This is a genomic window from Phytomonospora endophytica (genome assembly GCF_014202425.1).
GTDB lineage: Bacteria > Actinomycetota > Actinomycetes > Mycobacteriales > Micromonosporaceae > Phytomonospora > Phytomonospora endophytica.
In genome coordinates this window covers 78,466-92,030 of record NZ_JACHGT010000015.1, presented here as the reverse complement: position 1 = coordinate 92,030, position 13,565 = coordinate 78,466, and the positions used below count along the sequence as shown (strand labels likewise).

Below are 13,565 nucleotides of genomic sequence, written 5' to 3'. Positions count from 1 at the left end.
GGCCCCGACACCGGCGCGAGCAGCCGCAACCGCGCCTCGCCGATACCGCGGCGAAACCGCCCACCGTCCCCCGAAGCGGCATCGGCCGCCAGCGCCGCGATCCGGGAGCACAGGTCAGCCGCGCGGCCCCGAGGTGCCACAACGTCGCGAGCAGCCCCGACCACACCCCAGCGAAACCAGCCGGCCCCGTCCCCTACGGCACCAGCACGGCTCGCCCGGCGACCTGTCCGAGCTGGAGCCGGTCGAAGGCCGTCTTGACCTCCGACAGCGGGTGGCGCTCGACGGTCACCGAAATGGCCCCGCGTGAGGCGAGCGCGATCACGTCGTGCAGGTCGGCGCGGGTGCCGCCGTAGGGCTTGACGATCCCCGCGCCCCAGGGCAGCGCGGCCGGTGGGCTGCCCGCGCGGAAGTCGAGGGAGCCTTCGGCGAGACCGACCAGGACGATCCGCCCGTGCGGGGCGATCACCGAGGCGGCGAGTTCGAGTGTCGGCTGCGCGCCGACGAAGTCGAAGACGACCTCGGCGCCCCGGCCGCCGGTGAGGTCGAGGATGCGCGCGGCGGCGTGCTCGTCGGACTTCACCGTCTCGGCGGCACCGAGTTCGGTGGCGTGGGCGAGTTTGGCCTCGTCGAGGTCGACGGCGATGATGCGCGAACCGGTGGTCGCCGCGAGGATCTGGACGCCCATGTGCCCGAGCCCGCCGACGCCGATGACGACCGCGTTGGCCTTGGCGACCAGGGCCTCCCGGGCCATGTTCACCGCGTGGTAGGGCGTGAGCCCGGCGTCGGTGAGGGGCGCGGAGTCGACCGGGTCGAGGTCGCCGAGCGGAACCAGGAAGCGCGCCGGGACGATGAGGTACTCGGCCATGGCGCCCTGATAGCCGAGGCCCGGGCCGGGGACGATGCCCCGGCCGAAGGCCTCGCAGTAGTTCTCGTAGCCCGACGCGCAGGTCCGGCACTTGCCGCAGCCCCAGCACAGGTAGGCGAGCGCGCCGTCGCCGTCGTCCCAGCCGGTGACGCCGGTGCCGGTCGAGGCGACGTGCCCGCAGACCTCGTGGCCGATCGTCATGGGCAGTGGCGCCCAGGCGTCGGCGTGGAGGATGTGCAGGTCGGAGTGGCAGACGCCCGCGCCGGACACCTTGAGCAGGACCTCGCCCGGGCCCGGCTCGGGAACGTCGACGTCGGTGAGTTCGGCGACGCCCGGAGACTGCAGCTGAAAGGCCTTCATACCCCCGTCTTACCGGAGAGGATCATGTCCGCGCATCGGAACGGCGAAGCTCGGCGGCCTGGTCGGCGGTCTGGTCGACGGTGACGCTCACGGTCGTCGCCGTGGGCAGGCCCGCGGCACGCCAGGCCGCGAAACCGCCGGCCAGGTCCGTCGCGCCCGACAGGCCGAGGTCGAGCAGCGCGGCCGCGGCCAGCGAGGACGTGTACCCCTCCTGGCAGAAGACGACGACGCGCAGGTCGAAGGCCGCGATCGGCAGCCGCGCCTCGCCACGCGGGTCGAAGCGCCATTCGAGGACGTTGCGCTCGACCACCAGGACGCCCGGGATCTCGCCCTCGGCGGCCCGCTGCGCCCGCGGCCTGATGTCGACGAGGACGGCGCCGTTGCGGTGTGCCACGGCCGTCTCGTGGGGGCCGAGGCGGCGCAGACGGGAACGGGCCTCGGCGAGGATCTGGTCGATGCCGCGCGAGCCTTCGGGTGCGGATGTCACCACGTTGTTCCCTCCCGCGCGCTTCGGTCGCCCGGCACCCGGCGAGCCTCGTTCCGCTCTTCGCTCACCACGCCTCCCCGGCGATGTCGGTGGCCGTCACGAGCAGACTCCCGTTCTCGATCTCGTACTTGTTCATCGTGCTCAGCGCGGGCCCGTAGACGTGCACGCTGATCGCCGGGACCGCGCCGGTGTTGCGGATGCGGTGGACGTGCCGCGCACCGAAACGCCGGGCCACACCGGAACCATAGTCGCGGTCGGCGAGCCACAGGCCCTCCCGCGAGTTCACCACGGTCTGCTCGTTGAGCACGCCCTCGACGACGACGAAGGCGCCCTCCGAACCGCCGTGGTCGTGCAGGTCGGTCTCCTGCCCCGGCAGCCAGGTCAGGAGCCACACCTCGTGGTCGGGCCCGGCGGCCAGGCGCGTGTACCAGCGCTCGCCCGGATCGAAGCGCGGCCGCACCGGCCACGCGGGGAGGGCGGCGTACTCCCGCGCGAGCGCGAGATGGTCGATGCGCGTGAGCGTCATGTGGTTCTCCCGTCGGTAACAGTGCCGAAAACAACTGGTCAGAGGCCTGAACCAGGATCATAACCCTACTAGTTCTATAGGAATAATGGGCTATTCGTGGCACGTGTCGCGACGCCGCCGGGTCCGGCGCGGCAGAATATGACCATGCAGGTATCGGCTCGTGGCGACTACGCCGTTCGCGCGGCGGTGGCGCTCGCCTCCGCCCACCCGGACACCGTTTCGGCCCAGACGCTCGCCGACGAACAGTCGCTGCCGCACAAGTTCCTCGAAGCCGTGCTCGCCGACCTCCGCCGCGCCGGTCTGGTCCGCAGCGTCCGCGGCGCCGACGGCGGGTACCGGCTGGCACGTGAACCGGGCGCGATCAGCGTCGGCGCGGTCCTGCGCGCCGTCGACGGGCCGCTCGCCGGCGTGCGCGGCCAACGCCCCGAGGACGTCACCTACGACGGCGCCGCCGCGCACCTCCCCGAGCTGTGGATCGCGGTACGGGCGGCCGTCCGCAACGTGCTCGACGAGGTGACGCTCGCCCAGGTCGCGAGCGGGAAACTGCCCGCACGCGTCCGGCGCCTGGTCACGGCGCCGGACGCGTGGGAACCACGCTGACTCAGACCGTCAGCCCCCACCGGCGCCGCAGCGCCTTGTCGGCGGCGCTGAACACGATGTCCACGACGATCCCGACGCACAGCACGATGATCACGTACGCGAGCAGCCCCGGCGCGTCGTTGAGGTCGCGCGAGGTCTGCAGCCGGACGCCGATCGACAGCGCCCCCGGCACGATCACCAGCAGCTCCCCCGCCATCAGACTGCGCCACGCGAAGGCCCAGCCCTGCTTGAGTCCCGACACGAAGGACGGCAGCGCCGCCGGGATGATCAGATGCCGGTACAGCCCGAAACCGCGCATGCCGAGGATCTGCCCGACGCGCTTCCACGTCGGCGGCACGTAGTCGATCCCGGAGATCAGGCCGTTGGCGATCGACGGCGCGGCACCCAGGACCACCACGAAGAGGATCGCCTCCTCGCTGATCTTGAACAGCAGGATCGCGAAGGGGAACCACACGATCGACGGCATCGTCTGCATGCCCGTGATGAGCGAGCCGATCGCCGCGCGCAGGGGCTGGAAACGCGCCACGGCGATGCCGATGATCATCCCGATCGCCACGGCCAGACCGAAACCGGTCGCCGCGCGCCCCATGGTGAGCAGGACCGAGTCCCAGAACGACGCCGTCGGGACGACCCGCACGAGCTCGTCGAACACCCGCGAGGGCGGCGGCAACACGAACACCGGCCGCCATTCGGCGAGCACGACCAGCTGCCACGCCCCGACGACGATGACGATCGCCAGGACCTTCGGCCACGTCCCCTTCCAGAGTTTCCGCGCCCAGACGCCCGGCCCGCCGTCCTTGCGCGGCCCGAGTTCGAGCCGGTCGAGTCCGGCGACGCGTTCGGCGGCGCCGACGCCGGTGTCAGCGGCCATGACGGGACACCTCCGCGCGGAGTTCGTCGGTGATCGCCGAGGCGAGTTCGGCGACCTGGGGTGAGTCGATGCGGCGGGGGCGCCGCTGCTCGACCGGGAACTCCTTGAGGACCCGGCCGGGCCGGCTGCTGAGCAGCACGACGCGGTCGCCGAGCCGGACGGCCTCGCGGACGTTGTGGGTCACGAACAGCACGGTCAGTTCCCGTTCGCGCCAGATGCGTTCCAGCTCGTCGTGGAGGATGTCGCGGGTCATGGCGTCGAGGGCGCCGAAGGGCTCGTCCATGAGCAGGACGTCGGCGTCCTGGGCGAGCGCGCGGGCCAGCGCGACCCGCTGCCGCATGCCGCCGGACAGTTCGTGGGGCCGCTTGCGGCCGAAGCCCTCCAGGCGCACGACGTCGAGCAGCCGGGCCGACCGCTCCCGTCGCGCGGCCCGTTCGACACCGCGCATGCGCAGGGCGATCTCGATGTTCCCGGCGACGGTGAGCCACGGGAACAGGGCGGGTTCCTGGAACATCAGCGAGACGCGGTGGTCGCTGACGTCGATCGTCCCGGCCGAGAGCGGGTCGAGACCGGCGATCAGCGACAGCAGCGTGCTCTTGCCGCAGCCGGAGGCGCCGAGGATGGACACGAACTCGCCGCGCCGGACGTCGAAGGAGACGTCGTCGAGGGCGAGCAGCGCCGTCCGGCCTTTCCCGTAGGTCTTCGACACTCCGTCGAGACGGACGGCGTGCTCGGTGCCGGTCTCGGTGCCGACGCTCATGGCGCGAGTTCCCCCGCGCTGACCTCGGGCTTGCCGAGGGCGCGCAGCTTCTCGTTGAGCAGGTCGAGGGCGTAGATGCCCTTGAGGTCGACCGGGTCGAGGAGCCCGACGTCCTGCGCGTGCTGCGCGCTGGCCTGGAGCGAGGTCGCGACGGGGTCGACGGTGTAGGTCAGGTTCTTCCAGGCGGCCTCAATGATCGCGGGGTCGAGTTTCTTGCCGTTGAGGGATTCCAGGTGCGCGTTGGCGGCGGTCTGGGCCTCGGCGGGGCTGGCGTTGACGTAGTCGACGGCGGCGATGTGGCCGTCGAGGAGCTTCTTGACGGTGTCGGGGTGCTCTTCGAGGAACTCGGCGCGGACGATGAGGTGGGTGGTGACGAACTGGCCACCGGGCCACAGGTCCTTCTCGTCGACCAGGACCTTCGCGCCGTGCTTGTTGATCAGCGTGCTGAAGAAGGGCTCGGGCACCCAGGCACCGTCGAGGTCACCGGCGGCGAAGGAGGTGACGGTGTCGGAGTTGGCGGTCGGGAGGATCGAGACGTCGCCGCCGCCTTGCTGGTCGGCGTTGAGACCGTTGGTCTTGAGCCAGGCGCGCAGGGCGACGTCCTGGGTGTTGCCGAGCTGCGGGGTGGCGATCTTCTTGCCCTTGAGGTCGGCGGGGGCGTTGATGCCGTCGCGGACGACGAGCCCGGCACCGCCGGAGGTGCTGCCGGCGATGATGCGCAGCGCGGTCCCCTCGGACTTCGCCCAGCCGTTGATGGCCGGGTTCGGGCCGATGTAGGTGGCGTCGATGGCGCCGGAGAAGAGCGCCTCGATGGCCTCCGGGCCGGCGTTGAAGGTGGTGGGTTCGAGCTTGACGTCGGCGCCGAGCTTCTCGGCGAAGATGCCGTTCTGGACGCCGACGAGGGCCGGCGCGTGCGTGATGTTGGGGAAGTAGCCGAGGCGGAGGGTCCCGGCCTCGCCTCCCGAACCGGCCGCGTCATCGCCACCGCCGCACGCGGTCAGGGCTCCTGCCGCGAGCACGAATGCGGCGATCACCGCGACGAGGCGGTACCTGCGCGAACTCATCAGAACTCCTCCGGGAGGCGTGATCATTTCCTAGTACACCGATGGGATATACCGAGCAAGGCTAGTTAGCGGCGCTGTCCGCCGTCAACCGGCCCCACACCTGACGCGCCAAGGTCTGACCGAACGGCCGACGGGACCTTGGTCCCGGACCCGCCCGCCGACCGGCCCTAGAGGGCCGCCCGCGACGCGAACAGCATGGAGTCGACAGGACGGTTCGGTTCCGCCGCGAGACCCCGCCGACGGCGTGTGGAGCGGACGCCGGCCACGCAGCCGACCTCGCCCGGTCCGCCGTGGAGACACCGTCGTGGACAGTGCGTCCGGGATGCCCGCGCCGTACGGATGAACGCCAGCGGGATCCACTGTGAGGACGGGACCGGGGCCCGGTATGCCAGCCGGGTCCCGGCTCCCGGTCCGACGCGGGGCGGTCAGGCTGGAAAGGGCCCTGGGGGCGAGCCTTGGGGCGGGCTCGGGATCGGGCTCGGCGAGATCACCGGGCCAGCCGGGATCCGGCCGTCGCGGCCGGGGCCGTTGGGCGGATCGCTACCGGGCCGGGAAAGCGAAACCCACAAAGGACGGTCGGCTTCGCACGAAGCCGAACCGGCGCACCGGGCATGGCGAAACCCGGTGCGCCGGCGTCGATGTCACCGCATCGGTGGCGCGGTGCGCGCGGGCGTCACCGCCCGGAGAACTCCCGTGCCAGCGCGGTGAACGAGGTCGGCTGTCCGCCACCGGCATCCACAGTAGACGTCCACAGGCACGGGTACTCGCTCATGCACTCCGGGCCCCACCACAGGCCCACGGCCGCACCGCCGTCGCGCATGCCCTCGATCGCCGCGCGCATCATCGCGGGCGTGCTGGCGTAACTGCTCGCGCTGACCGGCGCGTAGAACTCCGACCACCAGATCGGCAGCGTCGTCTTCGAGCGGATCCAGGCGGTGATGTCCTTGAACTTCTCCTTGGTCGCCGCGGCGCCCGGATGGAAGCCGTCGCGGGTCCTCGACCAGCCGTCGATGGTGAAGAACTGGGCGCCGGTCTTGTTGGCCAGCCAGTAGGTCATCGCGTTGAGGTCGCGCTGGTCGGCGGTGCCCCACGTCGGGTCCGTCAGTTCCGTCGACGGGTGCGACTGCCCGCCCTTGTAGGTGTTGAGCGAGACGTAGGGCCCGCCGAGCTGCGCGCTCGACCGGACGGCCTTCACCGCGCTGTACACCTGGTTGTACATCTGGGTGTAGCCCTCGTGGTTCCACCGGTTCCCGGCCTCGTCCCAGAAGCCCTTGAACTCGTTCCACACCTGGAAGTACTGCACCTGCGGGTAGCGCTGCGCGACCTTGGCCGACAGGGCCGCGAAGTCGTCGTAGTACTGCGGCAGCGGTGCCAGGTCCATGTTCCAGCGGATCGCGTCGAGGGCGTCCTCGCGCTCCTTCGGGTCCTCGATCTGCTCGGCCTCGGCCCAGCCCGGCTTCATCCAGCCCGGCGCCGAACACAGCGTGATCACCGGCGTGCCACCGGTCTCGGCGATGAGGTCCATGCGCTCGTCGAGGCTGCCCCAGTCGTACACGCCCGGGCTCGGCTCGGGATCCTCGGCACCGAAGCCCATGATGTGCTGGTTCTGCAGCGGGCCGAGTGAGGCGAGGACGTCCTTGGCGTCGGCGACCGAGCCGGGATCGTTCCAGGAGTCGGCGTTGATCTTCTCGAAGGTCACGCCGACCTGGAACGCCGCGGCGCTCGCGTCGGCGGCCTGCGCGGGGGCGGCGGTGGCCAGGACGAGAGCGGCGCCGAGGAGCGCGGCCGTACGCACCGGTCGCCCGGTGGAGAGGTTTCGCATACGTCTCCCAGGATCGTGGTTGCAAGGCCATGGAAGCGTTCCCATGACCGGACGCACGTCACCGTAGCGGATCAAAGTGGACAGTGGAAGATCTCAGCGGCGGCGCAGCGAGAACTGACAGACGGCGTCGCCGAGATCCGCCGGAGAGGTGCGAAGCCCGCCACCTTCGGCGATGGTGAGGCGGAACGCGATCGGCCCGTCACCGGCCATGACCTCGACGGGGATCTCCTCCCCGGACGGCAGCACGGTCACCACGAGCGAAGCGGCGACCGCCTCCTCCCGGGCCGCGCAGGCGACGTTCATCAGGTAACCGCCGGGCGTCATGTCGTCGTAGACGGCGTCACCGGAATCCACGACGGCCACGTACATGTCGGCACCGCCGGGCAGTGCCGTCTGGGCCGCCACGCGCAGGTCGTGCTCGTCGGCCGGGCCTTTCGCCGCTCGCGAGGGTTTCGACCGGGCCGCTGGTGCCGCGGCACCGGGATCGCCCACCTCGCCGGCGCCGTCGTGCGTCACGGCGACCGTCAACGCGAAGGTGACCACGGCCGTGACGGCGACGAGAAGCTGCCGCGGCCACGGACGCGCCAGCCGCCGGCGCAGACGCCAGGCGAGCGCCGGGCTCGCCGCGAAACCACCCGGCGAGGGCTCTACTTCAATGCCGCCGTCGTCGATCTCGCCGTCCCCCACAGTGCCCCCTCCCCGCCGGTGGTGTCCACGAAGGACGAACCGACGCGAGCCTAGAAGATCATCGTCCCGCCCCGCCTCCCCTCAGCGGGCGGGAAGTTCGTACGACAGCTCGAAGGCCGTGGCGTTCAGGTGGGTGTCACAGACCTCGACCGCCCGCTCCCCCGCGAACGCCGTGCGGATCAGGTGGATCACGGGCGCCCCGACCGGCAGCCGCAGCAGGCGCTGCACCGGCTCGGCCGCCACCTCGACGGCCAGATCCTCGGTGATGCGCGTGAGCCGGTGACCCGACTCCTCCAGCCGCGCGTAGATGCCGCCCGGACCGGTGTCGGCCGACATGATCGCCGTGCCCTCGGCCAGATCCAGTGGGACATAGGAGGTCGCGATCTGTAAAGGCAGGCCCTCCACGACATAGCGGCGGGCGCGCACGAGGACCTTGTCGGCGCCGCTCAGCCCGAGCCGCGCGGCGATCGCCTCGGGCGCCGAACCCGTGCGCAGGTCGAGCATCTCGACGTCGCTCGCGGGGTCGTAGGCACGCCCCGCCTGCTCCATCTCGACGGTGAAGGCCGCCTTGCCCGCCCGCCGGTGCCGGCGCGCGAAACGGTCCGACGCCAGGCGCCGCACGGGAGGGCGGCCCTGCACGAAGCGCCCGCTGCCGTGCTCGGAGTAGACGAGGCCCTCGGCGATGAGCAGCGCGAAGGCGTGCTGGACGGTACGGCGGTTGACCCCGTACCGGGCGACGAGTTCGCTCTCGGATGGCAGCCGGTCACCGGGACCGTGGACACCGGCGGTGATGTCGGCGCGGAGGTCGTCGGCGATCTGCCGGTAGATGGCGCGGTCGCTACTGCGGTCAAGGGGTGTCACGCCGGCGTCCTCTCTTCAGATGCTCCGCTCACGGTGGGGTGGCCGAGTACCTGTCTGTCAGACAGTCATGTCGATCTGTGTACAGGATTTGACACCGGATTTGAACCCCAATGGGTGACACCCCGGGGTAGGGGTCCTTCGGCCCTAGGCGTCCCACGAGTGCGGGCTCACGCTTGGGTACACCTGCCCGACCGGCACCGCCGACAAGGATCGGTATGTCGATTTCCTCCGTCACGAGACCCGCCTTGGCGCGGCCGCTGAACCTTCGCCACCTCGACCGGCTGGTCGACGCCCGGGGCATCGTCCAGTTCGCGCGCGGGGAACGGCCCGACCTCTCGTCCGGCTACTGCGTCGACGACGTCGCGCGCCTCGGCGTGGTCGCCGCCGGGCTCAGCACCGCCGGTAAAGGCGGCACCAGACCCGGCCGCTGGGCCCGGCTGGCCGTCCACTTCCTCTGGCAGGCCTGGGATCCCGGCACCGAACGGCTGCACAACCTGATGGACGCCCGGGGCAGGTGGCTCGACGAGCCGCACCACGGCGACCACACCGGCCGCGCGATCTGGGCCCTCGGCGAGCTCACCGGCGCGCCGCTGCCGTCCCGCGTCCGGCACCGGGCCGCGCGGCTGCGCGCACGCCTCGCGCCGACCCTGCCGGCGCTGGCGCGACACGGTCTGCGGCCCGTCGCCTACGCCGCCCTCGGCCTGACCGGCCACAGTGCACTGTCCCTCCTCGACATGACCGCGCCACCGGCGGACTGGCCGTGGTTCGAACCCCAGCTCACCTACGACAACGCCCGCCTGCCGCAGGCCCTGCTGCGCACCGCCGTCGCGGCGGGCGACCGTGCCACCGCGGCTCGCGCGCTCGCCGCGATCGACTGGTACGCCGAGCGAGTGGGGCTGCCCGCCGGGCCGCCGCGACTGGTCGGCAACCTCTGGTGGAGACACGGACAGGAGCACGCCGGCGGCGACGAGCAGCCCCTTGACGCGGCGGCGCTCGCCGAGGCCCTCACCGACGCCTGGCTGTACACCGGCGAGGAGCGTTACGCGGCCATGGCCGCGCGCGCTTTCGGCTGGTTCCACGGCGACAACGCGGCCGGGCTCCCGGTCTACGACCCCGCCGACGGGGGCTGCCGAGACGGCCTCGGCGCGTCCTGGACGAACCGGAACAAGGGCGCCGAGTCCACATTGGCCTATCACCAGGCACTGCTGCGTCTGACCTCGGCATCGCTCGTTAAGCTACCTGTCAACTACCCACCGTAATCAACGAGGAGACACCGGTGGCACCACTGTTCACCCGCGACCCCGACGGCCCGGTCCTGACCGCCGAGGACTGGCCGTATCCGGTCAACGCCGTCTTCAATCCGGGCGCGGCCGTCCACGATGGAGCGACGGTCCTGCTGGTACGGGTCGAGGACCGGCGCGGGATCTCGCACCTGACGGTCGCCCGCAGCGCCGACGGCCGCTCCGGCTGGCGGGTCGACGACAAGCCTCTGCTGAACGCCGAGCCCGACAACCCCGCGAACTGCTGGGGCGTCGAGGATCCGCGACTGACCTATGTGGACGAGCTGAAGGCGTACGTGATCGCCTACACCAGCTACGGACCGAGCGGACCGGCCGTCTCACTGGCGCTCACGGCCGACTTCCGCACCGTCGAGGACCTCGGCGTGATCCTCCCGCCCGAGGACAAGAACGCCTCGCTGCTGCCCCGCCGCGTCGACGGGCACTTCGTGCTCCTGCACCGGCCCGTCTCGGTGACCACCGACCGCGCCGACGTCTGGCTGTCGCGCTCGACGGACCTGCGCTCGTGGAGCGCGCCCGAACCGGTGATGCGCGCGCGGACCGGGCCCTGGTGGGACGCCGTCCGGATCGGCATCGGCCCGACGCCGATCGAGACCGAGAAGGGCTGGCTCGCCGTCTATCACGGCGTCAAGGCGAGCGCGAACGCCCAGATCTACCGCGCCGGGCTGTGTCTGCTCGACCTGGAGCGGCCGACGAAGGTGATCCGTCGGCTGCCCGACTGGATTCTGAGTCCGCAGGCCCCCTATGAACTGGCCGGCGACGTGCCGAATGTCGTGTTCCCGACGGGGATGACGCACGACGCGGCCACCGACGAGCTCCGGGTCTACTACGGTGCCGCCGACACGAGCATCGGGCTGGCGGTCGGCCGACTGTCCACTGTGCTTGAAGCGGTCTGGGCAGCGGAGTCGGACGCGGCGTAGTCCCAGGTGCGCAGGGTCTTACGGCCCTGTCGGTGGGTGGGCCGCGTCGGGAAGTCTGGCGGAGATCCCCTTTCTCCAGCACGGAGGCAGCCGGTATGTCACGCGCTCCTTTCCGAGGTCTCCTTCCCGCGCACACCGATCGCCGTACCCGACTCGTGATCGTCTCGACCTACCCGCCCCGGCGCTGCGGACTGGCGACGTTCTCCCGGGATCTGCGCGACGCGCTCGTGCGGGTCGCGCCGGATCTCGCCGTTTCGGTGTGCGCGCTGGACGCCGACCTCGGACTCGACTATCCGGCCGAGGTCGGCACCGTCGTGCGCGGTGGCGAGCCCGCCGCCTACCGGGCCGCCGCGCGGGCCCTGGCCGCGCGAGGCACCGACGCCGTGCTGATCGAGCACGAGTTCGGGATCTTCGGGGGGCCGTGCGGTGAGCACGTGCTGGCGATGACCGATGAGCTGAGCAGGCTGCACGTGCCGTACATCGTCACGCCCCACACGGTGCTGTCGGATCCGCCGCCCGAGCAGGCGGCGACGCTCGGCGAGCTGTGCCGGCGGGCGGCGGCCGTGGCGGTGCTGACGCCGTCGGCGGTGCGTTACGCGGTGGCGTCGGGTGTCGCCGCGCCCGAGCAGCTCGTCGTGACGCCGCACGGCGCGCCGACGGCGCTGCGGACGGAGGCCACGTCGGCGCGGACGGGCGCGCCGCTCACGGCGGCACTGGCCGAGGCCGAGGGCCGGCGGATCCTGTCGACCTTCGGGCTTCTGGGCCCGGGGAAGGCGATCGAGAACGCCGTGCGGGCACTGTCGACGGTGGTGGGCGACCATCCGGATCTGCGCTACGTGGTGGCGGGTGCGACGCATCCGGAGGAGCAGCGCAGGAACGGTGAGGCGTACCGGGATTCCCTGCGGGAACTGGTCTCCGGGCTGGGACTGGACGAGCACGTGGTGTTCGTCGACGACTTCCTCAGCACGACGGACCTGGCCGTCCTGCTCGGCCGGACCGATGTGTACCTGACGCCGTACCGCAGCCGCGAGCAGATCTCCTCGGGGACGCTGACCTTCGCCGTGGCGGCGGGCCGGCCCGTGGTGTCGACGGACTACCACTACGCGTGCGACGTTCTCGCCGGCGGCGCCGGGGAGCTGGTGCCCGTGGACGACCCGGTGGCGTTCGGGTCGGCGCTGGCGGGCCTGCTGGGGGATCCGGCGCGGCTGCGTCGCGCCCGGCTCGCCGCGGAGACGACCGGGATGGGGTTGTTGTGGCCCGCCGTGGCGCGGCAGGTGGCCGGTGTGGTGCGTGGCGTCGTGGGCGCAAGCGGGTCCTTCACGGGCGGTCTCCGGCGGCGGACGACCGAGCGGGTCGCGCACTCACCCGCGTGAGCGAAGGGGGCCTCGCCGCCCCCGGCTCATCCCACTCCCCAGCCCAGCAGCCCTTCGCCGTCCCCGGCCCTGACCGTCGCCATCGCCACGCACGCGTCGGCGGCACCGTAGTACAGGCGCAGTTCCCCGGCGTCCTCGTCGTGCACGAGTCCCGTCGGGTACACCACGTTCGGCGCGTCGCCGCTGACTTCGTACGGCGCGGCCGGCCCGAAGACCCAGTCCGCGCTCCTGCGCAGTACGCGGGTGGGGTCGTCGAGGTCCAGCAGTACCAGCCCGACGTGGTACAGCGGCGTCGAAGCCGTGCGTTTCACGCCGTGGTAGAAGCACAGCCATCCCGCGTCCGTCTCGATCGGCGGCGGGCCGATGCCGATGTGCTCGGAGTCCCACCACGGCACTGGCCTCGTGCTGAGCAGTGTCTTCCCGCCGTACCAGCACCTCAGGTCCCGCGAGCGCGACAGCCACACGTCTCCCCGTCGCGACATCGGCGAGATGGGCCGGTGCAGCAGCACGAACTCGCCGTCGACGCGGCGGGGCAGCAGGGCGGCGTCGGTGTTGTCGGGCGGCATCGCGACGCCCATGTGCTCCACCGAGCAGAAGTCACGGGTGAGCGCGACGGCCACGCACGGCCCGCCGTATCCGAGCGCCGTGTAGGTGATCACCCACGCGTCCAGCTCGTCGACGCGGGTGACGCGGGCGTCGCCGGCGCCCCAGGCGGTGAGGGAGTCGTCGCCGTCGGGGGCGATCAGGGGCTTGTCGTCGACGCGCCAGTCGCCGACGCCGTCGGCGCTGCGGGCGACCGTCAGGTGCGACAGTCCGCGCCGGTCCTCCACGCGGCAGAGCAGGATGGTCTCGCCGTCGACGACCGCGGCGCCGGGGTTGCAGACCGCGCTGACCGGATAGGGCCAGTCGGCGGCCGTGAGCAGTGGATTGGCCGGGTGCCGGGTGAACAACGGGGTTCTGCCGGTCGGGGGGACTGTCTGGCTCAGTGGGGACATATCGCACACTCCTCCGGTCGAGTCTCACCCGCCCTCTCTCGCGGGATAAGGGCCGTAAGTCCCGCGCGGGCGTAGG

At 71.7% G+C, this 13,565-nt stretch carries 14 protein-coding genes; 4 read left to right on the top strand and 10 right to left on the bottom strand.

All coding sequences use genetic code 11. The features are described 5' to 3' along the window. Positions 1-193: 193 nt before the first annotated feature. The 3 genes from HNR73_RS29425 to HNR73_RS29415 form a co-directional block, all read right to left on the bottom strand. Positions 194-1,225, bottom strand: coding sequence for an NAD(P)-dependent alcohol dehydrogenase (locus tag HNR73_RS29425; protein ID WP_184790927.1), 1,032 nt, complete (start codon positions 1,223-1,225; stop codon positions 194-196). Between the two features lie 22 nt (positions 1,226-1,247). Continuing rightward, the gene (locus HNR73_RS29420; protein ID WP_184790926.1) at positions 1,248-1,715 is read right to left on the bottom strand and encodes a rhodanese-like domain-containing protein; all 468 of its coding nucleotides are present in this window, start codon (positions 1,713-1,715) and stop codon (positions 1,248-1,250) included. A gap of 61 nt (positions 1,716-1,776) precedes the next feature. Continuing rightward, positions 1,777-2,238 (bottom strand): cysteine dioxygenase, encoded by a 462-nt coding sequence (locus HNR73_RS29415; protein WP_184790925.1) that lies wholly within the window; start codon positions 2,236-2,238, stop codon positions 1,777-1,779. Positions 2,239-2,382: 144 nt separating this feature from the next. Between HNR73_RS29415 and HNR73_RS29410 the strand changes: the two genes are divergently transcribed. After that, positions 2,383-2,838 (top strand): RrF2 family transcriptional regulator, encoded by a 456-nt coding sequence (locus tag HNR73_RS29410; RefSeq protein WP_184790924.1) that lies wholly within the window; start codon positions 2,383-2,385, stop codon positions 2,836-2,838. Position 2,839: 1 nt separating this feature from the next. Here HNR73_RS29410 and HNR73_RS29405 read toward each other — a convergent pair whose 3' ends face one another. From HNR73_RS29405 to HNR73_RS40965, 6 genes are all read right to left on the bottom strand, one after another. After that, on the bottom strand, positions 2,840-3,709 hold the full coding sequence (locus tag HNR73_RS29405; RefSeq protein WP_184790923.1) for an ABC transporter permease: 870 nt from the start codon (positions 3,707-3,709) through the stop codon (positions 2,840-2,842). After that, the gene (locus HNR73_RS29400; protein WP_184790922.1) at positions 3,699-4,469 is read right to left on the bottom strand and encodes an ABC transporter ATP-binding protein; all 771 of its coding nucleotides are present in this window, start codon (positions 4,467-4,469) and stop codon (positions 3,699-3,701) included. The genes HNR73_RS29405 and HNR73_RS29400 overlap by 11 nt, the downstream gene beginning before the upstream one ends. Beyond that, positions 4,466-5,533 carry an ABC transporter substrate-binding protein gene (locus tag HNR73_RS29395; RefSeq protein ID WP_184790921.1) on the bottom strand — a complete coding sequence of 356 codons (1,068 nt, stop codon included), beginning with the start codon at positions 5,531-5,533 and terminating at the stop codon, positions 4,466-4,468. Before HNR73_RS29395 ends, HNR73_RS29400 begins: the two co-directional genes overlap by 4 nt. A 673-nt stretch (positions 5,534-6,206) precedes the next feature. Continuing rightward, positions 6,207-7,355: a beta-galactosidase gene (locus tag HNR73_RS29390; RefSeq protein WP_184790920.1), complete on the bottom strand. Its 1,149-nt coding sequence runs from the start codon at positions 7,353-7,355 to the stop codon at positions 6,207-6,209. A 93-nt stretch (positions 7,356-7,448) separates the two neighbouring features. Next, positions 7,449-8,042 carry a hypothetical protein gene (locus HNR73_RS29385; protein ID WP_184790919.1) on the bottom strand — a complete coding sequence of 198 codons (594 nt, stop codon included), beginning with the start codon at positions 8,040-8,042 and terminating at the stop codon, positions 7,449-7,451. An 81-nt stretch (positions 8,043-8,123) separates the two neighbouring features. Further along, positions 8,124-8,903 (bottom strand): GntR family transcriptional regulator, encoded by a 780-nt coding sequence (locus tag HNR73_RS40965; protein WP_184790918.1) that lies wholly within the window; start codon positions 8,901-8,903, stop codon positions 8,124-8,126. 215 nt (positions 8,904-9,118) lie between these two features. Here HNR73_RS40965 and HNR73_RS29375 point away from each other — a divergent pair, with 215 nt between their 5' ends. The 3 genes from HNR73_RS29375 to HNR73_RS29365 all read left to right on the top strand — a co-directional run bounded on the left by HNR73_RS29375 (position 9,119) and on the right by HNR73_RS29365 (position 12,494). Continuing rightward, the gene (locus HNR73_RS29375) at positions 9,119-10,162 is read left to right on the top strand and encodes a hypothetical protein (protein WP_184790917.1); all 1,044 of its coding nucleotides are present in this window, start codon (positions 9,119-9,121) and stop codon (positions 10,160-10,162) included. Positions 10,163-10,179: 17 nt separating this feature from the next. Next, positions 10,180-11,121: a glycoside hydrolase family 130 protein gene (locus tag HNR73_RS29370; RefSeq protein WP_203686329.1), complete on the top strand. Its 942-nt coding sequence runs from the start codon at positions 10,180-10,182 to the stop codon at positions 11,119-11,121. A 155-nt stretch (positions 11,122-11,276) separates the two neighbouring features. Next, the gene (locus tag HNR73_RS29365) at positions 11,277-12,494 is read left to right on the top strand and encodes a glycosyltransferase (protein WP_184790916.1); all 1,218 of its coding nucleotides are present in this window, start codon (positions 11,277-11,279) and stop codon (positions 12,492-12,494) included. Positions 12,495-12,520: 26 nt separating this feature from the next. Here the strand turns inward: HNR73_RS29365 and HNR73_RS29360 are convergent, their stop codons facing one another. Continuing rightward, positions 12,521-13,489, bottom strand: a complete 969-nt coding sequence (locus HNR73_RS29360; RefSeq protein WP_184790915.1) for a glycoside hydrolase family 130 protein — start codon at positions 13,487-13,489, stop codon at positions 12,521-12,523. Positions 13,490-13,565: the final 76 nt, after the last annotated feature.

Bases quoted from the DNA above. Each gene is read 5' to 3' on its own strand.
- HNR73_RS29425 (WP_184790927.1), bottom strand. From the start codon at position 1,225: ATGAAGGCCTTTCAGCTGCAGTCTCCGGGCGTCGCCGAACTCACCGAC.
- HNR73_RS29415 (WP_184790925.1), bottom strand. From the start codon at position 2,238: ATGACGCTCACGCGCATCGACCATCTCGCGCTCGCGCGGGAGTACGCC.
- HNR73_RS29410 (WP_184790924.1), top strand. From the start codon at position 2,383: ATGCAGGTATCGGCTCGTGGCGACTACGCCGTTCGCGCGGCGGTGGCG.
- HNR73_RS29405 (WP_184790923.1), bottom strand. From the start codon at position 3,709: ATGGCCGCTGACACCGGCGTCGGCGCCGCCGAACGCGTCGCCGGACTC.
- HNR73_RS29400 (WP_184790922.1), bottom strand. From the start codon at position 4,469: ATGAGCGTCGGCACCGAGACCGGCACCGAGCACGCCGTCCGTCTCGAC.
- HNR73_RS29395 (WP_184790921.1), bottom strand. From the start codon at position 5,533: ATGAGTTCGCGCAGGTACCGCCTCGTCGCGGTGATCGCCGCATTCGTG.
- HNR73_RS29390 (WP_184790920.1), bottom strand. From the start codon at position 7,355: ATGCGAAACCTCTCCACCGGGCGACCGGTGCGTACGGCCGCGCTCCTC.
- HNR73_RS29375 (WP_184790917.1), top strand. From the start codon at position 9,119: ATGTCGATTTCCTCCGTCACGAGACCCGCCTTGGCGCGGCCGCTGAAC.
- HNR73_RS29360 (WP_184790915.1), bottom strand. From the start codon at position 13,489: ATGTCCCCACTGAGCCAGACAGTCCCCCCGACCGGCAGAACCCCGTTG.